This is a genomic window from Tenacibaculum sp. ZH5_bin.1 (genome assembly GCF_042865525.1).
Lineage (GTDB): Bacteria > Bacteroidota > Bacteroidia > Flavobacteriales > Flavobacteriaceae > Polaribacter > Polaribacter mesophilus.
Genome location: NZ_JBEGIO010000005.1, coordinates 152,291 through 175,347 on the forward strand (window position 1 = coordinate 152,291; position 23,057 = coordinate 175,347).

Genomic DNA, 23,057 nt, shown 5'->3' on the forward strand with positions numbered 1-23,057 from the left:
AATGACGTTTCTATTTTTTTGGCAATCGCCCTGAGATTAAAACAACTGTTCTTTTTTCACTTGCTGATATTCTTCTACAATTGCTTCTAACACTTCTTTTGCTGGTTTAATTTCATGGATAAGCCCTGCTACTTGACCTATTTCTAGTTCTCCATCGTCCAAGTTTCCTTCAAACATACCTCTTTTGGCTCTCGCACGCCCTAACAATTCTTTTAATTGTTCTACTGATGGTCCTTGCTGATATAACTCTTGTATTTCTTGATAAAACTTGTTTTTTACCAAACGAACTGGCGCTAACTCTTTTAAAGTTAAATGTGTGCCACCGTCTTTTACATCTACAATAGTTTTCTTGAAATTATCATGTGCAGAAGATTCTACCGTAGCTGCAAAACGACTTCCTATTTGCACTCCGTCTGCTCCCAACACCATTGCTGCTAACATTCCTCTACCAGAGCCTATTCCTCCTGCTGCAATTACCGGAATCTTCACTTGTTCTTTAACCATAGGAATTAACGTAAACGTAGTCGTTTCTTCACGTCCGTTATGACCTCCAGCTTCAAATCCTTCACATACTACAGCATCTACTCCAGCTGCTTCTGCTTTTAAGGCAAATTTTACTGAACTTACTACATGCACCACCGTAATTCCTTTTTCCTTTAAAAAAGAGGTCCATGTTTTTGGATTACCTGCGGAAGTAAACACAATTTTCACCCCTTCCTCAACAATAATATCCATGATTTTCTCTATATCAGGATACAACATTGGCACATTTACCCCAAAAGGCTTATCCGTTGCTTTTTTACATTTTTGAATGTGTTCACGAAGTACTTCTGGATACATAGATCCTGCTCCAATTAACCCTAATCCACCTGCATTTGACACTGCAGAAGCTAGCTTCCATCCTGAAACCCAAATCATTCCACCTTGAACAATTGGATACTGTATATTAAATAGTTTGGTAATTCTGTTTTGCATTTTTATCCTCTGAAGTTTAATGGTTGAGAAAAGTTGAAAGGAATCTTTCTATTCATATGTATCGCTGGCTCCCACCCTTTTAAGTTTTCAAAAAAACGAACAATTTCATTTTCTAACTTTTTAGGAACCTTTTCATTGATGGTAACATCTCTTACTGCTCCTTTTATATCAATTACATATTCAACTATAATCTGACCTTTAACTTTGTAACTTATCTTACTTGTTAACTTTTTAAGTTGCTTGTAATATTTATCCTTACCCCCTTTAAAAGTTGGTCTCTTTTCTTTTATAATGTTTTTTAAATCATCAATCTTTTCTCCCTTGTCATTATAATAAGTTGTTTTAATTATCGAATCGCTTTTGGCGATTCCTCTACCTGCCAATTTACCATTATAATGGTAAATTTTCCATACTCCTTCTCTCTTACCATCTATATAAACTCCTTCAATATCCTTATTCCCATTATCGAACCATGTTTGTATTCTCCCATTTCTTTTACCTTTTTTATTGTAGAAAGTTAATGCTGATATTTTTCCATTTTTATTGAACGAAACTGACTCTCCTATTTTAATCTTTTTCTCCTTTGTTAGATAATGTGTATAGTTATATAGTTTTCCGCTACGTTTATACTTCCTTACCAACCATAATGAATCTGCACTCTTAGTAATAATTTCAAAAGACATTGCTTTCTCCTTATTGTTGATTATATTACCTTTCTTGTCTAAATAGTTTATAATAGAGTCTTTCTGTGAATATCCATTAATATTTATGAACACCAACAATAATAAGAATATCTTTTTCATAGTTTTATTTTTTCCCTTTTTAAGAAATCACACCAGAACCTAATAGCTCTTCATTTTTATACCAAGCAACAAACTGCCCTTCTTGAATAGCCGATTGTGGATTTTCAAATTCAACATAAATTCCATTGTCTACTTTATACAGAGTAGCTTTTTCTAATGGTTGTCGGTAACGAATACGTGCTTCTACTTCCATAGATTCATCAGTTTGTAAAGCTAAATCTTCACGTACCCAGTGTAGTTCTTCATTTGATACAAATAATACACTTCTATACAATCCTTGGTGATTTTTTCCTTCTCCGGTATAAATAATGTTGATATCTACATCGGTTTCAATCACAAACAATGGTTCTTTGGTACCTCCAACTGCTAACCCTTTACGTTGTCCTTTGGTGAAATAATGTGCGCCTTGATGTTTACCTACTACTTTTCCATCTTCTTTATTATAAGAGAACTTCGTTGAAAAATATGCTAACTCCGCTTCTTTATTCTCAAATTCTGGAACTAAACGATTGTACTGCTCAAATTCATCTGGAATTCGGACAATATCTCCTTCTTTCGGTTGTAGTTTTTGTTGTAAAAAATCTGGAAGTCTTACTTTTCCTATAAAACACAAGCCTTGACTGTCTTTTTTATCAGCTGTAATTAAATCTGCTTCTTTGGCTATTTCACGAACTTCTGGTTTTGTCAATTCTCCAATTGGAAACAATGCCTTTGACAGTTGTTCTTGTGATAATTGACATAAAAAGTATGATTGATCTTTATTCGTATCTTTTCCTGCTAATAACTTGTATACAGGCTTTCCATCAATTATTTCTTCTGTTTTTCTACAGTAATGCCCTGTTGCTACATAATCAGCTCCTAAACTTAACGCGATATCCATAAACACATCAAACTTAATTTCTCGATTACATAATACATCAGGATTAGGTGTACGTCCTTTTTCATATTCATTAAACATATAATCAACAATACGCTCTTTGTATTGTTCGCTTAAATCAACTGTTTGAAATGGAATTCCTAATTTTTCTGCAACAATCATGGCGTCGTTACTATCTTCTAACCATGGACATTCATTAGAAATGGTTACTGAATCATCATGCCAGTTCTTCATGAACAATCCAATAACTTCGTATCCCTGTTCTTTTAGTAAATACGCTGTTACACTACTATCTACGCCTCCTGAAAGTCCTACTACTACTCTTTTCATTTTATACTTTTGAAGCTGCAAATTTACGAAATAATAAATGTTTATATTATGGAAATAATTGATGGCTTCATTACTAAAATTGATGAATTCTAATCTCTGATAAGGCTCAGTTTATTTTCTTTTCTAATGTTATTTAAATTATTAATATTTATAATTTAATTTTTAGGAATTGAAAACGCTTTTTTCTTTCTCTTGTCGGTAACTACTTCTCCATCCATGTAAAATTGCCATTTACCATCTCTCTTACCATTTTTATACATCCCTTTTTCTTTTAAATCTCCTTTTAAATCGTAGTATTTCCCTTCTCCTTCTAATTTACCATTTACATAATACACTTCTTCAATCATCACTCCTTCTTCAGTAAAAATCTTAGAAAGCCCATTTTTCTTACCATCTTTATAAATACTTTCTTCAGTTAACTTACCATTTCTATAGTAGTTTTTTAAAACTCCATCTAATTTACCGTTAGCATATTCTTCTTCTGAAAAAAGTTTTCCATCAGAAAAATAATACGTCCATTTTCCTACTCGTTTTTTTCCTACCATCCATCCTTTTGTTTTTATTTTTCCGTTAGGCGTAAAAAATTGCACAAAGGCACTATCGGATTTTGCAGAAAACTCTTTAGTCATAGAAGGAATTCCGTAAGAATTAGGTTCATAAAAATTAAATGTACCTATCTCTTTTCCATTTTTAAACTCTCCTGAATATCTTATTTTGTTTTTATTATCATCATAATATTTTTTCCAAACTCCATGCCTCTTTCCATTAGTATCAAATTTATTTATTTTTTGTGCTTGAGTAGCTGTTATAAAAAATACCGATAACAAAAGTGTTGTTGAAAATATCCTTTTTATATTTATCATGCTATAATTTCTTTTACAATTCAAATTTACATAAACCATACCAATATGAGTCTTGATTTTTTAATTTCTGTGCTAGAAAATGTTGATAATCCTGCTAGAGTAAACAGAAATAATGCTGCAAATATTGTATTAAAGCAACCTGAATTAGTAAAGTTTTTAGTTGATGTTACTTTCGATGTTGATAATAAACTATCTATTAAAGCTGCTTGGGTACTGGAATGGATTTGTACACATAATGGAATTGAATATATTATTCCTTATCTCCCTATTTTTACAAAAAATATATATAGAGTACACTTTGATAGCGCTATAAGACCTTGTGCTAAAATTTGTGAACATTTAGCAACTGCTTTTTCCTCAAAAACAACCAATGGTATAAAAGAACAGTTAACAGAAACTGATATCGATTTAATTATAGAAACTGGATTCGATTGGTTAATTACCGATCAAAAAATAGCAGTTAAAGCCTACACCATGAATACTTTATATTTACTTGGTTTACAAAAAGATTGGGTACATCCTGAGTTAGAACACCTAATTCGCACTAAAGTGATTCATGAAAGTAAAGGTTGTAAAGCCAGAGGAAAGAAAGTATTGGAGTTGATTGAAAAACATAAAGACCAAAAACAATTATAAAACCTCAGAAGAAAAATCTTCTGAGGTTCTTTTATTATTTTACAAGCAACTAAATACGATATCGTTTATTTTATTACCAAGCCCAGCCTGATGTAGAAGAAACCTGGTCGTTCCAAGACTTCTTCCACCACCACCAACCAGACATGGTGTACCATTTAAGATTCCCTACGTTTAACCCTAAATAACCTGTTGGTGAATAAAAACCTATAACTTTTCCTCCATAACAAGAGTGTTGGTATAAATATACTACTTGTCGTCTATAAGTTGGTTTTCTAATTTTTAAAGAAGATAATTGGTCGTTATTTCCTGACCCAACCCAATGGTCTCTGTAATAATAGCGTTTTTGCCTTCTCATGCCTGTCATTTCTGTGTTATAGTAGGCATGTTTATAGAAATAAAAGTTACCCGAGCCATACACATCATAGCTATTACATTTTGATGACTTCCCTTCTGTTGAAACTTGATCTCCTGGGAAACCTTCTGCTACTTTTGAGGTGTATTTTTTTAAGTCTTCTGTATTATCGAAAACTTTTACTTCAATATCAGTGCTTCCTTCTTCTGGATTATTAAAAAACAATGATTTTGGAGCTTTTTCTTCGTTACCAAAAATTTCTTGAGCAAAATCTACATCTCCATCTGCCTTCAATACTTCTCCACTTTCTTCATTATATACATAAGATATTTTAAATTGTTTTCCATAATAATCGTACGTATGATTAATAGTTACTGTACTTCCTTTTGCTAATTGTAATTCTTCTTTTTTTGATTCATTTTCAATTACTTCTTCACTTTGACAGCTAAAAAGTAATGTAAAACACATTACTGCCATCCATAAAAAATTTTGTTTTTTCATTTTTTCTTATTTTTTAAAATCCTTAGCATCTACTAAGAATTTATTCGTTTGATTAGTTAGTTTTTTAATTTTTTTAGAGGTATTAAAACCTCTCCGTTTTTAAAACGAGAATAATCTACAACGTATTTATTTGCTTGTAAAGTAATATTAGTTTTACCTAATTCCTTTGCAATATAGTCTCTTAGAGATATATCTTCTGAGATAATGAAATCTTCTTCTAAACTTCTAGAAAATACCAATCGTAATGACTCGCCTTCATTTCTGAATGCTATCATACCATTATCTTCATCGTTATTCCCTTCCCTAAGTTTCGAGAAAATCTCTTTTACCTCTAAGTTTTTGTTGTTTAACAGTTCGTTTGCAGTGTCTTCTTTTTGCCATGCTTGTAGTATCAGAGGCGACGCTTACTAATACAAAGTTTTGTAGTTGTTTCATAAAATAATAGTTTTCGGGGTTAATTATGAAATCAAATTTACATGAACTAAAAAACACAAACACCAGTTAAACAGCTATTTAAAACACAGGCAAAACCCTTTTTTAACCTAAAAAATACCTCTTTATAAATTAATTCCTATCCTTTACAAAGTTAATTCGTAACCTTTTTTAAAAACTTTTTAGGTTTGAGTCATTATTAACAATCAAATTTATATTATTATGAAAAAAAGCATTTTAAGCCTAGGAAAAGTTTTAAACAAATCTGAACAAAAAATTATTAATGGTGGAACTTCATTTGTCGCTAAATGTTGTAGTAGCGTTTTTGGTTGTACTTATGTTAGAACACATAGTTATGCCAATTTATTACAAGCTAAAGGATATACATGTATAGCTTTATATGAAGTTGGTGAACCAACACCTTATGGAAGTGGATTAGGAGAGCCTATATAATAGTGAAAGCAAGCCTAACGGCTTGCTTTTTTTATTTAATTCCCTTTAAATTCGTAGGTTTTCGATAGCCTTGAAACGGCTGCTTTAACAACTCTTTTAAACTAGAGTTTTTTTCTTCATCTGGAAATGTATCTACTCCATACACTATTTTTTCTCTATCTAACTCCATATACGTTCCTAATAAACGGTCCCAAATAGAAAAGATATTTCCGTAGTTAGAATCTGTATAGGGTAATAAATTATGATGATGTACTTTGTGCATATCGGGTGATACAATCACATAACTCAATACCTTATCTAACTTTTTAGGCATTTTTATATTAGCATGTGTTAACTGCGTAAACACTAACGATATTGATTGGTACAACATTATTATAGCTATTGGAGTCCCGACTAAAAAAACACCTACTAAAGTAAATGTAAAACGAATTACACTTTCTATCGGGTGATGTCTGTTTGCTGTTGTGGTATCCACTTTATGATCAGAATGGTGAACTAAATGTACCATCCACAAAGGTTTTACTTTATGTTCAACTAAATGTGCTAAATAAGCTCCGAAGAAGTCTAAAAATAATACACCTAACAATACGTACAACCACAATGGCATTTCGGGTAGCCAGTTGATTAATCCAAAGTCATTTGCTTGCACCCAATCGGCTGTCTTTAATAATAAGAATGCCAATACAAAATTGATAATTACCGTAGTTGCAGTGAAAAATAAATTAGGCCATGCGTGTTTCCATTTATTGTATTTAAAACTAAATAATGGTACAGCGCCTTCCAATAACCAAAAGAAAGTAATTCCGCCAACTAAAATAATACTTCTATGACTAGAAGGAATCGTTTCAAAATAATGTATAAGAGTTTCCACTATGATATATTTTTCCTAAAAATAGAAAAAATATCTATAAAAACTTATTTCTTAGAACTTCCCGATTGTGGTAATCTCTTTTTCAACTCCTCTACTATTCGGTAAGTTGCAGGACAAACCTCCGTATTTTTAATAGTTAAATCTGCTAATTGGATAAACTTTTTACGATTGGTATGTGGATATTCTGAGCAAGCTTTTGGACGCACATCATAAATAAAACACGTATTATCTGATTCATCTAAAAAAGTACACGGAGCAGATTGTAAGACCATGAAATTATCTTCATCTCGCTGTAAATATTGATTAGTAAAATCAATCACCCTCATTTTTAAGTGTTTTGCAATGCGCTCTATATCTTTTTCAGTAAAAATTGGTGAAGTCGTTTTACAACAATTAGCACATTCTAAACAGTCGGTACGCTCAAATTCTTCCTCATGCAATTCTTGCATTAATAAATCTAAGCGTTTAGGAGTACGCTTTTTTAATCGTTGAAAATACTTCTTATTTTCTTGTAAAGCGTCTTTGGCTAATTTTGGTAAGTTTTCAAGGTCTTTATCCATGGTGCAAAGGTACGAAAGCACCTTTGAAGTCATACATTATTCTGTCTTAAAAAATCATAAGGCAAATCGTGGGAAGAAAAAATTAAAAACACTAATTTTGTGCGACAATTAAAAAGAACCAATGAATATTCAATCGTTAATAGAAACGAAAGTAAAAGAAGGATTTTTAGCCTTGTATGATGTAGAAATTCCTAGTGTAGAATTTCAAGCAACCCGTAAAGATTTTGAAGGTGACATTACAGTAGTTGTCTTCCCATTACTACGGTACAAAAAAGGAAATCCTGTTCAAATTGGTGAAGATTTAGGAAAATATTTAGTCGAGAACATCAACGAAATTACTAGCTACAATGTCGTAAAAGGTTTTTTAAACTTAGTGGTTGATGATTCTTTCTATGTAAACTTTTTTAATCAAATAGCTACTGATGCAACTTATGGCTTTGTAAAAGAAGACAAAACAGATGCACGTATGGTGGAATATTCTTCTCCTAACACGAACAAACCTTTGCACTTAGGACATGTTCGTAATGTTTTGTTAGGATATTCAGTTGCAGAAATTTTAAAAGCTGCGGGACATAAGGTTTACAAAACACAAATTATCAACGATCGTGGTATCCATATTTGTAAGTCTATGTTGGCTTGGAAAAAATTTGGAGAAGGAGAAACTCCTGAATCTACTGGATTAAAAGGCGATAAACTGGTTGGAAATTACTATGTAAAATTCGATCAAGAATATAAAAAAGAAATTAGCAACCTAGTCGCTTCTGGTGTTTCTGAAGACGATGCTAAAAAGCAAGCTCCTTTATTTGTTGAAGCACAAGAAATGTTACGTAAGTGGGAAGCTGGTGATAAGGAAGTTGTTGCTCTTTGGGAAATGATGAACGGATGGGTATACAAAGGTTTCGACGTTACTTATGAAAACATCGGAGTTAACTTTGATAAATTATACTATGAAAGTAACACCTATTTATTAGGAAAAGATATTATTGAGGAAGGTTTACAAAACGGAGTTTTCTTCAAAAAAGAAGACGGTTCTGTTTGGTGTGATTTAACTGACGAAGGACTAGATGAAAAACTAGTATTACGTTCAGACGGAACTGCGGTGTATATGACCCAAGACATTGGAACTGCCATCCAACGTTCTAAAGATTTTCCTGATGTAAACGGAATGGTATATACCGTAGGTAACGAACAAGATTATCACTTTAAAGTGTTGTTCTTAATCTTACAAAAGCTAGGATACTCTTGGGCTAAACAATTATTCCACTTAAGTTACGGAATGGTAGATTTACCTTCTGGAAAAATGAAATCTCGTGAAGGAACTGTAGTAGATGCTGATGATTTAATGGATGAAATGACAAACACTGCTCGTGAAATTTCACAAGAGTTAGGTAAGTTAGAAGGGTATTCTACTGAGGAAAAAGAGGAATTATATAAAATTATCGGATTAGGAGCTTTAAAATACTTCATTTTAAAGGTAGATCCTAAAAAGAGAATTTTGTTTGACCCACAAGCATCGGTAGATTTCCAAGGAAACACAGGTCCGTTTGTACAATATACTTATGCAAGAATTCAATCAATCTTACGTAAAGCTGATTTCGATTATTCTTCATCTGTATCAGTAGAATTACACGAGAAAGAAAAAGAATTAATCAAACAATTAGAACAATATCCTGAAGTCATTCAGCAAGCAGCAAGTAATTATTCGCCTGCTGTGATTGCTAATTATACCTACGACTTGGTAAAAGAGTTCAACTCATTCTATCAAAATGTATCCATTTTAGGAGAAGAAAATCAAGATAAAAAAGTATTTAGAGTTCAGTTATCTAAAAAAGTAGCTGACACTATAAAATCTGCATTCAAATTATTAGGAATTCAAGTTCCTGAAAGAATGTAATAAATTAACAAACAACAAGTAAAAAGTAAACAACATGAAATACGACGTACTAATAATTGGAAGTGGTCCTGGAGGTTATGTAACTGCAATTAGAGCATCTCAATTAGGGTTTAAAACCGCTGTAGTTGAAAAGGAAAACTTAGGTGGAATTTGCTTAAACTGGGGATGTATTCCTACCAAAGCATTATTAAAATCTGCACAAGTATATGATTATTTAAAACATGTTGATGAGTATGGTTTAAAAGCAGAAGCTATCGATAAAGATTTCGAAGCTGTTATTAAACGTAGTCGTGGTGTTGCTGAAGGAATGAGCAAAGGTGTTCAGTTCTTAATGAAGAAAAACAAAATTGATATCATCGACGGTTTTGGAAAGGTTAAACCTGGAAAAAAAGTAGATGTTACTGATAAAGATGGTAAAGTAACTGAGTATTCGGCAGATCATATTATCATTGCTACTGGTGCTCGTTCTCGTGAGTTACCAAGTTTACCTCAAGATGGTAAAAAAGTAATCGGTTACCGTGAAGCTATGAGCTTACCGACGCAACCTAAATCGATGATTGTTGTAGGTTCAGGTGCTATTGGAGTTGAGTTTGCTCACTTCTATAACTCAATGGGAACTGATGTAACTGTTGTTGAATTTATGCCAACAATTGTTCCTGTTGAAGATAAAGATGTTTCTAAACAAATGGAGCGTTCTTTCAAAAAAGCGGGAATTAAAGTAATGACAAGTTCTTCTGTAGAGTCTGTTGATACTTCTGGTGACGGAGTAAAAGCAACTGTAAAAACTAAAAAAGGAGAAGAAGTTTTAGAAGCTGATATCGTTTTATCTGCTGTTGGAATTAAAACAAATATTGAAAACATCGGTTTAGAAGATGTTGGAATTATTACTGATAGAGATAAAATCTTAGTAAACGACTGGTACCAAACGAACATTCCAGGATACTATGCGATTGGAGATGTAACTCCTGGTCCGGCATTAGCACACGTTGCTTCAGCAGAAGGAATTACTTGTGTTGAAAAAATAGCTGGCTTACATACTGAAGCTATTGACTATGGAAACATCCCTGGTTGTACCTATGCTACTCCTGAGATTGCTTCTGTTGGTTTAACTGAAGAGCAAGCAAAGGAAAAAGGTTACGAATTAAAGGTTGGTAAATTCCCTTTCTCTGCATCTGGTAAGGCTAAAGCTGCTGGAACTCCTGACGGATTTGTAAAAGTTATTTTTGATGCTAAGTACGGTGAATGGTTAGGATGCCATATGATTGGTGCCGGTGTTACCGATATGATTGCTGAAGCTGTTTTAGGCCGTAAATTAGAAACTACCGGTCATGAAGTATTAAAAGCAATTCATCCACACCCAACTATGAGTGAAGCTGTTATGGAAGCTGTTGCTGACGCTTATGATGAAGTAATCCACTTATAAAATTCTCAAACTTTATATAACTATAACCTCGTCATTTTTGGCGAGGTTTTTTTATATTTGAATATGAAAAAAATACTCCCAATATTCGTTTTATTATGCTGTTTTTATTCTTGTAAAACAGAAGAAAAAAAAACTCCTTTAAACCCATTAACGGTTCCCTTAAACGAACGTCCTATACCAAAACTTCCAAATACTAGAAATATCTCTACTAATGTTATTGGAGGTGCACATTATATATGCCCTAACAAATGTAAAGGAGGAACTTCAAGTGTTCAAGGCACTTCTTGCCCTGTTTGTAAAACTCCTCTTGCTCATAACCAAGGCTTTCATAATACCCAAAATAATAATTCAAATTCACCTATATCAATACCTGCAACACCACCCACTTCTGGCCCAAATGCAGCAGGACAATATCATTATACTTGTTCTAACGGTTGTACTATTGGTTCAGATAATTCAGGACAATGTAAAAATTGTGGAGGAGAATTAGTTCACAATGCTGCTTTTCACAGCTAAAAGTATGTAATTACCTTACTTTTATTACGGTTTTTAATTAAGTTCCTTAACCTCTATTATCTAACTTTGTTATAAATTATAAAAATTTACACTTATGTTAAGAAATGTTTTAAAATTAGGTTCTGTTTTAAAAAACCATGAACAAAAATTAATTACTGGAGGAAATAATATGAAAGAATGTTCTTTAGGGGATCGTTGTACTAGTGATCCTCAATTTCCATCTTATTGTATTCTAGGGGTCAACCTTTGTTGCGTAAATGGTTTTTATGAAATATGTGGTCAATAACATAATCATCTCCTAAGATATAATTTATACTTTAAAACGTGTGATCAGAATATATTAAAGAATTTATAAACCTCACCATAATAAGGTGAGGTTTACATAACAGCTCTACTTATAGTAGCTTGATAACACTTTTATTTAAAGAAATTATTATTTAATATTTTTTTGCATTTTATTTTTCTAATATACCTTACCTGACCTAACTATACCACCAATTCATTAGAAATGCTGATAAAAACCTTTTAAGGCTATAAAAAAGTTTATATCAAAGATTTTCTTAACCCTTCTTCTACATTCTTCCACAAAAAGTTCCAAAAAGAACGAGTTTGATCTCTTTCAAAGTTTTTTATTTCTACCTTTTCTAATTTATTTTTTGAAGAATTTTTCACAAATAAATTAGCTAACCAAGAAACTACTTTTTTTACTCCTTTTTGCTTATTGAGCATTTTCAACTCAAGGTTTTTAAATGCTATAGCAAAATCTCCATTAGAAAAATTATCATTACCATAAAAATTAAAAAACAACTTATCTATTTTACCTTCGCACTTTATATTTAGTGCAGGCTCTATAAATGAGTTTATATTTTTTGAACTTACTTCATAAAGTTTTCCTTTAATTGTAAAAGCATCATTAACATCTGCTATATTGAATCTCCAATCAATTGATAAAGGAGATGTTCCCATAAAGTCACTTTTAATCTTAACAATTGTAGTTGGAATGCTATCTTTTATTTTAACATTTGTCAAGTTAGTTACAATTGCATCAATGTTTTCAAAACTTACCAATCCTGCTTTTCTTTCCTTATTAGTTAGCTCTTCATAAGTAATTTTAGTATCCTTTATTTTAATACTATCAATTACAAAATTAATTGGTAGTTCTCTTAGACTCTTACTATATAAGTCTTTTCTTTTGTTTCTATGATTAAGAACTGTTGCATCTAGGTATACACCAAAGTCTCCATCACTTATTAATATTTTGTCAATAGTAAAAAGTAACTTTTTTTTATTTGTTAATTTTATTTTAGGTACTTCTATTTTTTTAATAAATAAATCTAATATATCCTTTTCATAAGGAACATGATATATGTAGTTCTTTCTAGGTTTAAGAGGAGTAATTTTCACACTATCAAGTTTAAGAAAATTATCCTCCAATTTAAGATTAGCTATGCTATAAGATTGAATTTCTGAACCCTGTGCATCAAAAGCATTAAGCTTCAATGAAATTTTTTCATATAGAAAAGGAATTGTCGTTTTTAAATCTTTAGAGTATTCTAATTTTGTAAGTTTTAACCTATAGTTATCTATAGTAATAGGGTAATTTTTATCATTTATAATAGCTAAAGCTGAATTTTTAATTTCTAACTCATCAATAGTTATTGGCATTCTCTTTTTTTTATGTATAGTATCTTTTTCCTTAGCATTAAATATATCTTTAGGTATTTTTCCTTTTATAATAGAACTATTTAAGACTATTTTATCGATTGATAGTTTATCTTTAATAAAGTAAGCATAATAAGAAACTCCTTTTACACTTAAGTTATTTATTTTAAGATGTATACTATCTTTTTCTAAAAAAAAATCATCAATACTAATATTACCTAATAATACATTAGCTTTTACTTTTCCTGTATAATTAATATGTTTTTTTACTAAGGTTTCTGTCAGTTTTTTTTCAATTTTACCTGCTGCTATATAGTTCAGACTCAAAATTAAGACTGAAAATAGGACTACTATTATTACAATTATTTGTATTGTTTTTTTTATCACAGCAAATTTTAAATTTTGTTAAAATTAGTTAATTATTTATTTTCTTTACATTTAAAACCCTTTAAAACATTTAAAAAAAATATTTAACTCTATTTTTATTGAATATTTTTTATTTCGGCATAATAGTTGCTACTAACAAAACATTAACATAATAACTACTACTATGGAAAACTATCTACTAAAACAGTTTTGCAATTTGAGGGGATGATTGTTATTGAAAAAGAAAAACTCGAAGTTAATAGCTTCGAGTTTTATTTTATAAATGTTTTATTTACCTGATTAACTTCTTATATTTAATTCGCTTAGGCATTAAATCTCCTCCCAAACGCTTCTTCTTGTTCTCTTCATAATCAGAGAAAGAACCTTCAAAGAAATACACTTGACTATCTCCTTCGAAAGCTAAGATATGTGTACAAATACGATCTAAAAACCATCTATCGTGCGAAATTACCACAGCACATCCTGCAAAATTTTCTAAACCTTCTTCTAAAGCTCGTAAAGTATTTACATCTAAATCGTTTGTTGGCTCATCTAATAACAATACGTTACCTTCTTCCTTTAACGTCATTGCTAAATGCAAACGGTTACGCTCTCCTCCTGATAAGGTTGCTACCTTTTTATTTTGCTCACTTCCCGAGAAGTTAAAACGACTTAAATAAGCTCTTGAATTTACTTGTTTACCTCCCATCATCACTAAATCTTGACCTTCAGAGAAGTTCTCCCAAATAGATTTTTCTGGATCAATATTAGAATGTGACTGATCTACATAAGCTATTTTAGCTGTCTCCCCTACTTTAAAGCTTCCCGCATCAGGAGTTTCTTCTCCCATGATCATTCTGAAAATAGTGGTTTTACCAGCTCCGTTCGGACCAATAATTCCTACAATTCCGGCTTGTGGTAGGTTGAACTCTAAATTTTCGTATAATAATTTGTCTCCATAAGCTTTAGAAACACCTGTAGCTTCTATTACGTTCGTTCCTAAACGAGGACCATTAGGAATGTATATTTCTAATTTTTCTTCCGTCTGCTTCTGATCTTGACTCATTAACTTTTCGTAGTTCTTCAAACGTGCTTTTTGCTTTGTTTGACGACCTTTTGCTCCTTGACGTACCCATTCTAACTCTCGTTCTAAAGTTTTTTGACGCTTAGAGGCTGTTTTACTTTCTTGAGCTAAACGTTTAGATTTTTGGTCTAACCAAGATGAATAATTTCCTTTCCATGGAATACCTTCACCTCTATCCAATTCTAAAATCCAACCTGCAACGTTATCTAAGAAATAACGGTCGTGCGTTACTGCAATTACCGTTCCTTTATATTGTGCTAAATGATGCTCTAACCAATGTACAGATTCTGCATCTAAGTGGTTGGTAGGCTCATCTAATAATAAAATTTCTGGTTCTTGTAATAATAAACGACATAAAGCAACACGACGACGCTCTCCTCCAGATAATACTCCGATTTTCTTATCTCCTTCTGGCGTACGCAAAGCATCCATCGCTATTTCTAACTTAGTATCTAATTCCCATGCATTAGAAGCATCAATCTTATCTTGTAGTTCAGCTTGACGATCCATTAACTTTTGCATCTTATCTGCATCAGAATATACTTCTTCTAAGCCAAACATATCGTTTATTTTGTTGTATTCATCTAAAATAGCAACTGTTTCTGCTACTCCTTCTTTAACAACTTCTAAAACGGTTTTATCTTCGTCTAACTGAGGTTCTTGTTCTAAATATCCTACTTTATAACCTGGAGAGAACGTAACATCTCCTTGGTAGTTTTTTTCTACTCCTGCTATAATTTTTAACAAAGTAGACTTACCTGAACCGTTTAAACCTAAAATACCAATTTTAGCTCCATAAAAGAAACTTAAATAGATATCTTTAAGAACCTGTTTTCCTGTACTTTGGTAGGTCTTAGAGACCTTATTCATTGAAAAAATGACTTTTTTATCGTCGCTCATTTCTCTATATTTTCTTTAATTAAACTCTTCCTTTTAGGGCATTAAACACCCATGCATTTGCAAAAAAACCTAACCCAACAGCTCCAAATCCATACCCTGCTATTTCATCATATTTAAATACTGCTAATCCAATAAGTAAAATTCCCATTAATACCATTATAAGCGTTGCCCAACCTAGGACAGTGTTTTTGTTCATTGCCATAATTTACTTTTTTCAATAAAATGTGAGCCACAAATATCGGTAATTATTTAGACTTATTCACTGTAGTTTTGCGCATAAAAAAAGTCTTACCAATGCAAGACTTTTTAGTGATTTTAAATTTATATACATACTATAGTTCAGCAGCTAACCTACTTCCTTGGTTTATGGCTCTCTTTGCATCTAATTCTGCCGCAACATCAGCTCCTCCAATTACATGTACTTTCATTCCTTTGGCTTCTAATGGCTCTAACAATTCTTTAAATGGAACTTGACCTGCACAAATAATTACATTATCAACTGGTAATACTTTTTGTTCTTCATTTTGAACATAGTGTAAACCTTCATCATCTATTTTTGTATACTGTACTTCATTTATAAATTGTACTTTTTTTCTTTTTAATACTGAACGATGAATCCATCCTGTAGTTTTTCCTAAATTTCCTCCAAACTTTCCTGAACTACGTTTAAACATATATATTTCTCTTGGTGAAGGATGAACTTCAGGAGTAACACCTTCTATTCCTGCACGTGATTTTAATGTTTTATCAATACCCCATTCCTTTAACCAAGCATCTATATTTTGAGAAGTACTCTCTCCTTCATGAGCTAAATATTCTGAAACGTCAAAACCAATTCCTCCCGCTCCAATAACCGCAACACATTTACCTACAGGTTTCTTTAATTTCACAACATCAATATAACTCAATACTTTTTCATGATCAACCCCTTCTATTCTTGGGGTTCTCGGTGTAATTCCAGTTGCTAAAACAACCTCATCAAAATTACCATTGTATAAATCTTCAGCAGTAACCCTTGTGTTTAACTTTACATTTACCTTATGCAATTCTAATTGCTTATTAAAATAACGAATGGTTTCATAAAACTCTTCTTTTCCTGGAATTTGTTTTGCTATATTAAACTGACCTCCTGTTTCTTTATCGGCATCAAATAAGGTTACATCGTGCCCTCTTTGAGCTGCTACTGTTGAAGCTGCTAAACCAGCTGGTCCTGCTCCTACAATTGCTATTTTTTTCTTTTTTGAAGTTAGATTATAGTTAAGTTCTGTTTCGTGACATGCTCTTGGGTTTACCAAGCAACTTGCTACTTTCTTTTGAAATGCATGGTCTAAACAAGCTTGATTACAAGCTATACAAGTATTTATTTCATCTATTCTTTCTTCTTTAGCTTTGTTTACCCATTCTGGATCTGCTAAAAATGGGCGTGCCATTGAAATCATATCTGCATGTCCTTCTGCCAAAACTTTTTCAGCAGTATCTGGCATATTTATTCGGTTAGAAGTAACTAATGGAATAGATAGTTCTTCTTTCATTTTTTTGGTTACCCAAGTAAACGCAGCTCTAGGTACTGAGGTTGCAATAGTAGGAATTCGTGCTTCATGCCATCCAATACCTGTATTGATAATAGTAGCCCCAGCTTTTTCTATTTCTTTTCCTAACTGTACTACTTCTTCCCAAGAACTTCCTTGTTCTACCAAATCTAGCATCGATAAACGATAGATAATGATAAAGTTCTCTCCAACAGCTTCTCTAATTTTACGAACCAATTCTACTGCTAAACGAATTCTATTTTCATACTTACCTCCATAATCGTCGGTTCTTTTATTAGTTCTCGTTACTATAAACTGATTAATTAAATATCCTTCAGACCCCATGATTTCTACACCATCATATCCTGCTTCTTGTGATAATTTAGCACAGTTTACAAAGTCTTTTACTGTTCTTCGTATTCCCGATTGCTTTAATGCAAATGGTTTGAAAGGCGTTATTGGTGATTTAATTTTTGAAGGTGCCACATTAAATGGGTGGTATCCATAACGTCCTGAGTGTAAAATTTGCATACATATTTTACCGCCCTCTTTATGAACTGCTTCTGTAATTACTTTGTGTTCACGGGCATGCTTTTTTGTACTCATACGGGCAGAAAAAGGTGCTGTCCATCCTTGAATATTCGGTGCAATTCCTCCTGTAACAATCAAACCTACCCCACCACGTGCACGCTCTGCATAGTAAGAAGCAATGCGTTTAATTCCATTTTTTTCTTCTTCTAAACCAGTATGCATAGATCCCATTAACACTCGATTTTTTAAAGTAGTGAAACCTAAATCTAACGGCTCAAAAATATGTTTGTATTTCATTGTTGAATTTTTATAAAATATTATGCATGCATAACAAATTGCAAGATACATATTTTTTATTATATTTTTTTTATATAAAAAGACCCTATACATTGTATAGGGTCTTTTTATACTTTTAGGTATTTTTACCACCAAAATATTATGATTAAACCATTTGAACATATAATGATTATAATAATCCTAACTTTGGTTCCATCATTTAATTCGGCTTCAAACCTGTAAATTGGTTGTCTTTGATACTCATGAGGTACTTGTATTACATTACCATCTTTCATTCTGTGCTCTGCCAAACCAACACCTGAAAATTCATCTTTTACGATACGGTAACTTTTTAAATCTTCTTTTTTAAGGTTTCCTCTTTCTAAAAATAAATCTAAAGTAGGTTTTTCTAGCCCATTTGGGTTCATTGGGTATTCATCTGCTCTAACTACTCCGTAATCTTCATGATAATCTAGCTTTAAGTCTTCTGCTGATTTTGCAGCTTTAGTATATAAAGTTTCTGTTTGAGTTTCGTCTAATAATACAGTTTCTTCATTTTGACATGATGTAAATACCATAAAAAAGATACTTACAAACATTAGGGTTTTTAAAGTCTTCATAAAATTGAGTTTGGGTTAATTAATCAACTCAAATATATCTAAGCATTATTTAGGAATACCTAGGTAAAAGACTACTTATAATACAAGATAATCCTCTTATTTTTAAAAGGATAATAACTTTTTATACACTCATGTAATTTCTATTTCTTAAAAGGCGTAATTTTTAATCTATATTTCCCTTTTATTAACTATAAACACAAAATCTATTGTCTAATTTTATCTAGTAAACCACTAAGTTGTGTAGCTTCTTCTTCCGTTAAATTTTCAATAAAATCTAAATGTAACTTATCATCTATTGCTTTTAATAACTTTTTTCCTTGTTGCGTAATACTTATATAAACTACTCTTCTATCATGCTTACATCTTTCACGATCTATTAAATTCTTCTCGTATAATTTATCCATTAATCTCGTAGCATTTGGAGCTCGTTCAATCATTCTATCTTTTATTGTTTGAACTTTTATCGCTTCTTTTGCTCCTCTTAAAATACGAAGAATATTAAATTGTTGAGATGAAATACTGTACTGCTTAAAAAACTCATTTTCTTGACTGTTTATCCAATTGGCAGTGTATTTAATATTTATAAACGCTTTAATTTTATTATTTGGAAACTTTGAATTAATATCTTTTGAAATATCTCCCATTGCTTTGGTAATTAGCTGTTAGCTATTAGCCTTTTTTATTAAAATAAGATTATCCTTTTAACTTTAAGTCTTGCATTAATTTGTTGAAAGTATCTGATGATGGTGTTAGATACACTTCATCATCAACAAATAGCGTTGGATATTTAACTTGACCTTCATATAATTCTTTCGTGTGTTCTTTTGCTTCATCATCAACAGAAACATCTTTATATTCAAATGGTACTTCTGCAGATTTTAAAAAGTTTTTATATGCAACTGTATGTGCATGTCCTTTTCTACCATATAAAACTATCTTCATTTTTAACCTCCTTATTTTGAGTACAAAAATACAAAACACACATTTATATACCAAGGAATATAAATTCTTTACAAATATTGAAAAGGAATTTTATTTAAGCTAAAACGTCTGAGTATTCAGGCTTTTTATCAAAAACTGATTTAGCAAATGGGCATAATGGAAGTATTTTGATATTTTTACTTCTAGCAAACTCTACTGAGGCTGCTACTAACTTATATCCTGCTCCTTTTCCTCTTAAATCATCACCAACTTCAGTATGATCTATAATTAATTTATCCTTACCTGCCCAAGTATACGTCATTAAAGCAGCTCTATTCCCTTCAACTTCAATATAGAACTCTCCTTTTTTATCATTGTCTTCTTGCTGTACTTTCATCATTATCCTTTAAACTCAACTTTTACATGTGTACCATCACAATATGGTTTGTTATGAGAAGCCCCACACCTGCAAAAAGCAGTTGTTTTATTTTTCTTTTCTGTTGTACCGTCCGGATTAGTTACATGCAGAGTTCCGTAAATTAATAAAGGACCATCTTCTAATGCTTCTACCTTAGTTTCTGTATGAGCTGCTGCTTGACTCCCTTCTCTTTTTGAAATGTATGATAAAGCTCCTGATGGGCATTCCTCTACTTGCTTTTTAATTCTTTCTGTAGTAGCTCCATCCATCTTAATCCAAGGTCTATTTTGTGGATTAAAAACCTGTATCAAGCCTTTCCAACATTTTTTTGAATGGATACATTTGTTTGGCCTCCAAACTACAGTAATATCATTATTACTATAGTTCTTTACAATTTCCTTTGCTTCTGACATAACTTAAAATTTTATGTTTATACTGCTTTTTGGAAAGTTGTAACTGCTTCTTTTATTTCTTCATTAAACTCCTCATTTACAATCCTTCCGTCATTAAAGTTATCATAAAATTTCGGTAAAGAAAAATCTGCTATAACATTTGCTCCCATATGAGGAAATCCATTTTTAGCTATTGCCATTGACGACGCCCCTCCTCTACCTCCAGGAGAAGTTGATAATAATAGCATTGGTTTATTATGCCATATTTTTTGTTCTATACGCGACATCCAGTCTATAATATTCTTAAAAGCTACCGTAAAATTACCATTATGTTCTGCTAACGATACAGCTATTCCATCTGCTTCTTTAATTTTTTCTAGAAATATTGCGGCATTTTCTGGTACACCTTCTTCTATTTCTTTATCAATTCCATAAATAGGTAATGGATAATCGTTTAAATCTAATACTGAAACTTCAATTCCACCTAATAAGCTAGAAGCATATGTTACTAATTGTTTGTTTATTGATTTTTTGCTGTTACTACCTGCGAAAGCGATTATTTTTTTCATCTATGTTGTTATTTTTGACTCAATTTCTGTTTCACCTTTCACCATTTTAGCTACTGGGCATTTACCTGCTATTTCTAATAGTTTAGTATGCTGCTCTTCTGTAACTTCTTTTTCGAATGAAATTTCTTCTACTAATGATTTTTTAATTCCTTCTGGAGTTAATTGTTCTTTTTGGCTAACATTTACTGTAACTTTTCCTAAGTCCCATCCTTTCCTCTCTGCATACATTCTCAAAGTAATAGACACACATCCACCAATTGCAGTTAGTAAATATTCTACTGGAGTTGGTCCATTATCGTCTCCTCCTTTGTCTAAAGGCTCATCAATAACAGCAAAATGATTTCTCATTTTTGCTTCTGCTAAGTAATTTCGGTCAGTTAAAGTAACTGTTGCTGTTGGATTGTTGCTCATTATATTTTTTTACTATAAATATACGAAACTATTAATAGTACGATTGCTATTACAGCTCCTGTTTGTTCTCCATCACCAATCATAAAATGAGCAAAAAAAGCTAGAATAAATGCAAAGAAAAAACCTGCATACGCCCATTCATTTAAAAACTTTCCTCTAAAAAACCATAACGCTACTAAACCTAATAGCTTAGCCACTGCATACGGATAAATAATATATGTTGGATACCCAAAGGCAGTAAACATTTTTGCCACTTCTTCATGATTAAAAAAATACATTCCTGCTGAAAAAAACATTAATAATGTTAATAACCCTGTAGCTACATAAAAAATAATTTTATCTCTTTTCATTTTGTTTGTTGTTAAAATTCATTTACAAATATATAAAAATATTTAATTATTTTCCGTGGTAAATATTACCCAGACACTTATTAATATTAACACACAAGGATTTCAAATAAAAAAAAACATATATTTGCATTTATATAAGTGCTTATATTTTTATTATGGATGCTCTAAAAGGATTAGGAGAAATTGGATTAGGTTCTAGATTAAAAAGAACTAGCGAATACATGATGCGTGAAACACAATTGGTGTACGATGAGTTTAATATTGATTTTGACCCTTACCTATTTCCTACTTTTAAAATTATAAAAAACAAAGATGGTGTTACTAATACTGAGATTACCAACAGTTTAAAAACATCGCAGCCTGCTACTACTCAAGCTATTAATAAGCTTCATAAAAAAGGACTTATCTCCCTTAAAGAAGACAAATTGGATAAGCGAAAAAAAGTTGTTTTTGTTTCTAACAAAGGAAAGCAACTCATAGAAAATGTAACTCCTATATGGAACAGCATTGAACACACTATTAAAGAGTACACTAATATAAAGTCTGAATCACTAACTGAACTTATAAATGAATTAGAGGCTAAGTTTAATGAAAAGTCTTTCAGCAAAGCTATTATAGAACACATAAAAATGAATACAACACAAAATACTATAGCAATTACCACGTTTAAGGAAGAATACAGCTCATCTTTTTATAACCTGAATATTGAATGGTTACAAACATTTTTCTACGTAGAACCTTATGATGAGGAAGTTTTAAGCAATCCTCACAAATATATTATTGACAAAGGAGGACATATTTTCTTTGCTAAATTAAATAATGAAGTTGTAGGTACTGTTGCTTTAATGCCTATGAGTGAACCTAATATTTATGAATTAACAAAAATGGCTGTTTCACCAAAACACAGGGGTTACAAAATAGGACAACAACTCATGCAACATTGTATTAATTTTGCAAAAGACAAACAGTTTGATGAATTGGTTTTATACTCAAACACGAAACTTGAAAACGCTATTTATATTTATAGAAAATTTGGCTTTTTAGAAATTCCTGTGGAAAAAGACTGTCCATACGAACGTTGTAATATTAAAATGGAATTAAAAACAAAGTCTTGATAACTTACGATATGGATACTACTCAAACAATTAACATCTTACAAGAAGCTGAAAAATTGAAAAATTACTTTTCTCCTAAAATAATTTCTGAAGTTAACAACGAATATGTTAAGCTCGCCAAAATTAAAGGGGAAGATATTCCATGGCATAATCACGAAAATGAAGATGAGCTTTTTTATGTTATCGATGGAAATCTTTTAATGGAAATAGAAAATCAACCTAGTTTTACGATGAAAACAGGAGATCTATACGTAGTTCCTAAAGGTATCAATCACAGAGTTAGTTCTTCGGAAGATTGTTTAATTATGCTTATCGAAACAAAATCTACCAAACACACTGGTGATGTAATAACTCCTATCACTAAATCTATTGATAATCAAAAATATTAAAGCCCTTATAAAGGCTTTTTCATTAAAGTAAAAAGCTC

General features: G+C 31.5%; 28 protein-coding genes. 7 read left to right on the forward strand and 21 right to left on the reverse strand.

Annotated elements, in window-relative coordinates; all coding sequences use genetic code 11:
• Positions 1-36: 36 nt before the first annotated feature.
• From ABHQ57_RS13365 to ABHQ57_RS13380, 4 genes are all read right to left on the reverse strand, one after another.
• Positions 37-975: a nitronate monooxygenase family protein gene (locus ABHQ57_RS13365; protein ID WP_159491450.1), complete on the reverse strand. Its 939-nt coding sequence runs from the start codon at positions 973-975 to the stop codon at positions 37-39.
• Between the two features lie 2 nt (positions 976-977).
• Complete coding sequence (locus tag ABHQ57_RS13370; RefSeq protein WP_047789080.1) at positions 978-1,778, reverse strand: toxin-antitoxin system YwqK family antitoxin; 801 nt, start codon at positions 1,776-1,778, stop codon at positions 978-980.
• A gap of 19 nt (positions 1,779-1,797) precedes the next feature.
• Positions 1,798-2,985 (reverse strand): tRNA 2-thiouridine(34) synthase MnmA, encoded by a 1,188-nt coding sequence (gene mnmA / locus ABHQ57_RS13375; protein WP_389863956.1) that lies wholly within the window; start codon positions 2,983-2,985, stop codon positions 1,798-1,800.
• A 155-nt stretch (positions 2,986-3,140) separates the two neighbouring features.
• Positions 3,141-3,848, reverse strand: a complete 708-nt coding sequence (locus tag ABHQ57_RS13380) for a toxin-antitoxin system YwqK family antitoxin (protein ID WP_389863958.1) — start codon at positions 3,846-3,848, stop codon at positions 3,141-3,143.
• A 45-nt stretch (positions 3,849-3,893) separates the two neighbouring features.
• Here ABHQ57_RS13380 and ABHQ57_RS13385 point away from each other — a divergent pair, with 45 nt between their 5' ends.
• Positions 3,894-4,484, forward strand: a complete 591-nt coding sequence (locus ABHQ57_RS13385) for an adenylosuccinate lyase (RefSeq protein WP_239180843.1) — start codon at positions 3,894-3,896, stop codon at positions 4,482-4,484.
• Between the two features lie 73 nt (positions 4,485-4,557).
• On the opposite strand, the gene ABHQ57_RS13390 is transcribed toward ABHQ57_RS13385, so the two are convergent.
• The 3 genes from ABHQ57_RS13390 to ABHQ57_RS13400 are packed head-to-tail and all read right to left on the reverse strand — an operon-like array spanning position 4,558 to position 5,772.
• Positions 4,558-5,337, reverse strand: coding sequence for a hypothetical protein (locus tag ABHQ57_RS13390; RefSeq protein WP_389863961.1), 780 nt, complete (start codon positions 5,335-5,337; stop codon positions 4,558-4,560).
• Positions 5,338-5,393: 56 nt separating this feature from the next.
• Positions 5,394-5,612, reverse strand: coding sequence for a hypothetical protein (locus tag ABHQ57_RS13395; protein ID WP_389863963.1), 219 nt, complete (start codon positions 5,610-5,612; stop codon positions 5,394-5,396).
• A gap of 28 nt (positions 5,613-5,640) precedes the next feature.
• The gene (locus ABHQ57_RS13400) at positions 5,641-5,772 is read right to left on the reverse strand and encodes a hypothetical protein (RefSeq protein WP_301280573.1); all 132 of its coding nucleotides are present in this window, start codon (positions 5,770-5,772) and stop codon (positions 5,641-5,643) included.
• Between the two features lie 219 nt (positions 5,773-5,991).
• On the opposite strand from ABHQ57_RS13400, the gene ABHQ57_RS13405 reads away from it, so the two are divergent.
• The gene (locus ABHQ57_RS13405; RefSeq protein WP_047789086.1) at positions 5,992-6,222 is read left to right on the forward strand and encodes a hypothetical protein; all 231 of its coding nucleotides are present in this window, start codon (positions 5,992-5,994) and stop codon (positions 6,220-6,222) included.
• Positions 6,223-6,253: 31 nt separating this feature from the next.
• Here the strand turns inward: ABHQ57_RS13405 and ABHQ57_RS13410 are convergent, their stop codons facing one another.
• Together ABHQ57_RS13410 and ABHQ57_RS13415 are read right to left on the reverse strand one after the other, a co-directional pair.
• On the reverse strand, positions 6,254-7,093 hold the full coding sequence (locus tag ABHQ57_RS13410) for a sterol desaturase family protein (RefSeq protein ID WP_173361004.1): 840 nt from the start codon (positions 7,091-7,093) through the stop codon (positions 6,254-6,256).
• Positions 7,094-7,137: 44 nt separating this feature from the next.
• Positions 7,138-7,653, reverse strand: a complete 516-nt coding sequence (locus ABHQ57_RS13415) for a YkgJ family cysteine cluster protein (protein WP_073183749.1) — start codon at positions 7,651-7,653, stop codon at positions 7,138-7,140.
• 121 nt (positions 7,654-7,774) lie between these two features.
• Between ABHQ57_RS13415 and argS the strand changes: the two genes are divergently transcribed.
• From argS to ABHQ57_RS13430, 3 genes are all read left to right on the forward strand, one after another.
• Entirely contained in the window at positions 7,775-9,547 is a 1,773-nt protein-coding gene (argS, locus tag ABHQ57_RS13420) for an arginine--tRNA ligase (protein ID WP_167713599.1), read from the forward strand.
• Between the two features lie 34 nt (positions 9,548-9,581).
• Positions 9,582-10,970: a dihydrolipoyl dehydrogenase gene (lpdA, locus tag ABHQ57_RS13425; protein ID WP_167713598.1), complete on the forward strand. Its 1,389-nt coding sequence runs from the start codon at positions 9,582-9,584 to the stop codon at positions 10,968-10,970.
• 63 nt (positions 10,971-11,033) lie between these two features.
• Entirely contained in the window at positions 11,034-11,486 is a 453-nt protein-coding gene (locus ABHQ57_RS13430; protein ID WP_167713597.1) for a hypothetical protein, read from the forward strand.
• A gap of 543 nt (positions 11,487-12,029) precedes the next feature.
• On the opposite strand, the gene ABHQ57_RS13435 is transcribed toward ABHQ57_RS13430, so the two are convergent.
• The 12 genes from ABHQ57_RS13435 to ABHQ57_RS13490 all read right to left on the reverse strand — a co-directional run bounded on the left by ABHQ57_RS13435 (position 12,030) and on the right by ABHQ57_RS13490 (position 21,515).
• Complete coding sequence (locus ABHQ57_RS13435) at positions 12,030-13,475, reverse strand: hypothetical protein (protein WP_167713596.1); 1,446 nt, start codon at positions 13,473-13,475, stop codon at positions 12,030-12,032.
• Between the two features lie 331 nt (positions 13,476-13,806).
• A complete protein-coding gene (gene ettA / locus ABHQ57_RS13440) occupies positions 13,807-15,498 on the reverse strand; it encodes an energy-dependent translational throttle protein EttA (protein ID WP_047789093.1) in 1,692 nt (563 codons plus the stop codon).
• 19 nt (positions 15,499-15,517) lie between these two features.
• Positions 15,518-15,694 carry a CAL67264 family membrane protein gene (locus ABHQ57_RS13445; protein WP_231128403.1) on the reverse strand — a complete coding sequence of 59 codons (177 nt, stop codon included), beginning with the start codon at positions 15,692-15,694 and terminating at the stop codon, positions 15,518-15,520.
• A 136-nt stretch (positions 15,695-15,830) separates the two neighbouring features.
• Positions 15,831-17,855, reverse strand: coding sequence for an FAD-dependent oxidoreductase (locus ABHQ57_RS13450; protein ID WP_167713595.1), 2,025 nt, complete (start codon positions 17,853-17,855; stop codon positions 15,831-15,833).
• A 125-nt stretch (positions 17,856-17,980) separates the two neighbouring features.
• Positions 17,981-18,454: a hypothetical protein gene (locus ABHQ57_RS13455; protein ID WP_167713594.1), complete on the reverse strand. Its 474-nt coding sequence runs from the start codon at positions 18,452-18,454 to the stop codon at positions 17,981-17,983.
• Positions 18,455-18,657: 203 nt separating this feature from the next.
• Positions 18,658-19,098 carry a MarR family winged helix-turn-helix transcriptional regulator gene (locus ABHQ57_RS13460; RefSeq protein WP_082118638.1) on the reverse strand — a complete coding sequence of 147 codons (441 nt, stop codon included), beginning with the start codon at positions 19,096-19,098 and terminating at the stop codon, positions 18,658-18,660.
• A gap of 49 nt (positions 19,099-19,147) precedes the next feature.
• Positions 19,148-19,396, reverse strand: a complete 249-nt coding sequence (locus ABHQ57_RS13465; protein WP_047789098.1) for a glutaredoxin domain-containing protein — start codon at positions 19,394-19,396, stop codon at positions 19,148-19,150.
• A 94-nt stretch (positions 19,397-19,490) separates the two neighbouring features.
• Positions 19,491-19,775 carry a GNAT family N-acetyltransferase gene (locus ABHQ57_RS13470; protein WP_317166143.1) on the reverse strand — a complete coding sequence of 95 codons (285 nt, stop codon included), beginning with the start codon at positions 19,773-19,775 and terminating at the stop codon, positions 19,491-19,493.
• Complete coding sequence (locus ABHQ57_RS13475; protein ID WP_047789100.1) at positions 19,775-20,206, reverse strand: (4Fe-4S)-binding protein; 432 nt, start codon at positions 20,204-20,206, stop codon at positions 19,775-19,777. Before ABHQ57_RS13475 ends, ABHQ57_RS13470 begins: the two co-directional genes overlap by 1 nt.
• A 17-nt stretch (positions 20,207-20,223) precedes the next feature.
• On the reverse strand, positions 20,224-20,754 hold the full coding sequence (locus ABHQ57_RS13480; RefSeq protein ID WP_073183765.1) for an NADPH-dependent FMN reductase: 531 nt from the start codon (positions 20,752-20,754) through the stop codon (positions 20,224-20,226).
• Positions 20,755-21,165: an OsmC family protein gene (locus ABHQ57_RS13485; protein WP_047789102.1), complete on the reverse strand. Its 411-nt coding sequence runs from the start codon at positions 21,163-21,165 to the stop codon at positions 20,755-20,757. It abuts the gene before it with no gap.
• On the reverse strand, positions 21,165-21,515 hold the full coding sequence (locus tag ABHQ57_RS13490) for a DoxX family protein (RefSeq protein WP_167713593.1): 351 nt from the start codon (positions 21,513-21,515) through the stop codon (positions 21,165-21,167). Before ABHQ57_RS13490 ends, ABHQ57_RS13485 begins: the two co-directional genes overlap by 1 nt.
• Positions 21,516-21,670: 155 nt before the next feature.
• Here ABHQ57_RS13490 and ABHQ57_RS13495 point away from each other — a divergent pair, with 155 nt between their 5' ends.
• Entirely contained in the window at positions 21,671-22,630 is a 960-nt protein-coding gene (locus ABHQ57_RS13495) for a helix-turn-helix domain-containing GNAT family N-acetyltransferase (RefSeq protein WP_167713592.1), read from the forward strand.
• A complete protein-coding gene (locus ABHQ57_RS13500; RefSeq protein ID WP_231128394.1) occupies positions 22,627-23,019 on the forward strand; it encodes a cupin domain-containing protein in 393 nt (130 codons plus the stop codon). Before ABHQ57_RS13495 ends, ABHQ57_RS13500 begins: the two co-directional genes overlap by 4 nt.
• Positions 23,020-23,057 lie beyond the last annotated feature (38 nt).

Excerpts from the sequence above, each read along its gene's own strand:
- ABHQ57_RS13365 (WP_159491450.1), bottom strand. The coding sequence starts at position 975 with ATGCAAAACAGAATTACCAAACTATTTAATATACAGTATCCAATTGTT.
- ABHQ57_RS13370 (WP_047789080.1), bottom strand. The coding sequence starts at position 1,778 with ATGAAAAAGATATTCTTATTATTGTTGGTGTTCATAAATATTAATGGA.
- mnmA (WP_389863956.1), bottom strand. The coding sequence starts at position 2,985 with ATGAAAAGAGTAGTAGTAGGACTTTCAGGAGGCGTAGATAGTAGTGTA.
- ABHQ57_RS13380 (WP_389863958.1), bottom strand. The coding sequence starts at position 3,848 with ATGATAAATATAAAAAGGATATTTTCAACAACACTTTTGTTATCGGTA.
- ABHQ57_RS13385 (WP_239180843.1), top strand. The coding sequence starts at position 3,894 with ATGAGTCTTGATTTTTTAATTTCTGTGCTAGAAAATGTTGATAATCCT.
- ABHQ57_RS13390 (WP_389863961.1), bottom strand. The coding sequence starts at position 5,337 with ATGAAAAAACAAAATTTTTTATGGATGGCAGTAATGTGTTTTACATTA.
- ABHQ57_RS13395 (WP_389863963.1), bottom strand. The coding sequence starts at position 5,612 with ATGATAGCATTCAGAAATGAAGGCGAGTCATTACGATTGGTATTTTCT.
- ABHQ57_RS13400 (WP_301280573.1), bottom strand. The coding sequence starts at position 5,772 with ATGAAACAACTACAAAACTTTGTATTAGTAAGCGTCGCCTCTGATACT.
- ABHQ57_RS13405 (WP_047789086.1), top strand. The coding sequence starts at position 5,992 with ATGAAAAAAAGCATTTTAAGCCTAGGAAAAGTTTTAAACAAATCTGAA.
- ABHQ57_RS13415 (WP_073183749.1), bottom strand. The coding sequence starts at position 7,653 with ATGGATAAAGACCTTGAAAACTTACCAAAATTAGCCAAAGACGCTTTA.
- argS (WP_167713599.1), top strand. The coding sequence starts at position 7,775 with ATGAATATTCAATCGTTAATAGAAACGAAAGTAAAAGAAGGATTTTTA.
- lpdA (WP_167713598.1), top strand. The coding sequence starts at position 9,582 with ATGAAATACGACGTACTAATAATTGGAAGTGGTCCTGGAGGTTATGTA.
- ABHQ57_RS13430 (WP_167713597.1), top strand. The coding sequence starts at position 11,034 with ATGAAAAAAATACTCCCAATATTCGTTTTATTATGCTGTTTTTATTCT.
- ettA (WP_047789093.1), bottom strand. The coding sequence starts at position 15,498 with ATGAGCGACGATAAAAAAGTCATTTTTTCAATGAATAAGGTCTCTAAG.
- ABHQ57_RS13445 (WP_231128403.1), bottom strand. The coding sequence starts at position 15,694 with ATGAACAAAAACACTGTCCTAGGTTGGGCAACGCTTATAATGGTATTA.
- ABHQ57_RS13450 (WP_167713595.1), bottom strand. The coding sequence starts at position 17,855 with ATGAAATACAAACATATTTTTGAGCCGTTAGATTTAGGTTTCACTACT.
- ABHQ57_RS13455 (WP_167713594.1), bottom strand. The coding sequence starts at position 18,454 with ATGAAGACTTTAAAAACCCTAATGTTTGTAAGTATCTTTTTTATGGTA.
- ABHQ57_RS13460 (WP_082118638.1), bottom strand. The coding sequence starts at position 19,098 with ATGGGAGATATTTCAAAAGATATTAATTCAAAGTTTCCAAATAATAAA.
- ABHQ57_RS13465 (WP_047789098.1), bottom strand. The coding sequence starts at position 19,396 with ATGAAGATAGTTTTATATGGTAGAAAAGGACATGCACATACAGTTGCA.
- ABHQ57_RS13470 (WP_317166143.1), bottom strand. The coding sequence starts at position 19,775 with ATGATGAAAGTACAGCAAGAAGACAATGATAAAAAAGGAGAGTTCTAT.
- ABHQ57_RS13475 (WP_047789100.1), bottom strand. The coding sequence starts at position 20,206 with ATGTCAGAAGCAAAGGAAATTGTAAAGAACTATAGTAATAATGATATT.
- ABHQ57_RS13480 (WP_073183765.1), bottom strand. The coding sequence starts at position 20,754 with ATGAAAAAAATAATCGCTTTCGCAGGTAGTAACAGCAAAAAATCAATA.
- ABHQ57_RS13485 (WP_047789102.1), bottom strand. The coding sequence starts at position 21,165 with ATGAGCAACAATCCAACAGCAACAGTTACTTTAACTGACCGAAATTAC.
- ABHQ57_RS13490 (WP_167713593.1), bottom strand. The coding sequence starts at position 21,515 with ATGAAAAGAGATAAAATTATTTTTTATGTAGCTACAGGGTTATTAACA.
- ABHQ57_RS13495 (WP_167713592.1), top strand. The coding sequence starts at position 21,671 with ATGGATGCTCTAAAAGGATTAGGAGAAATTGGATTAGGTTCTAGATTA.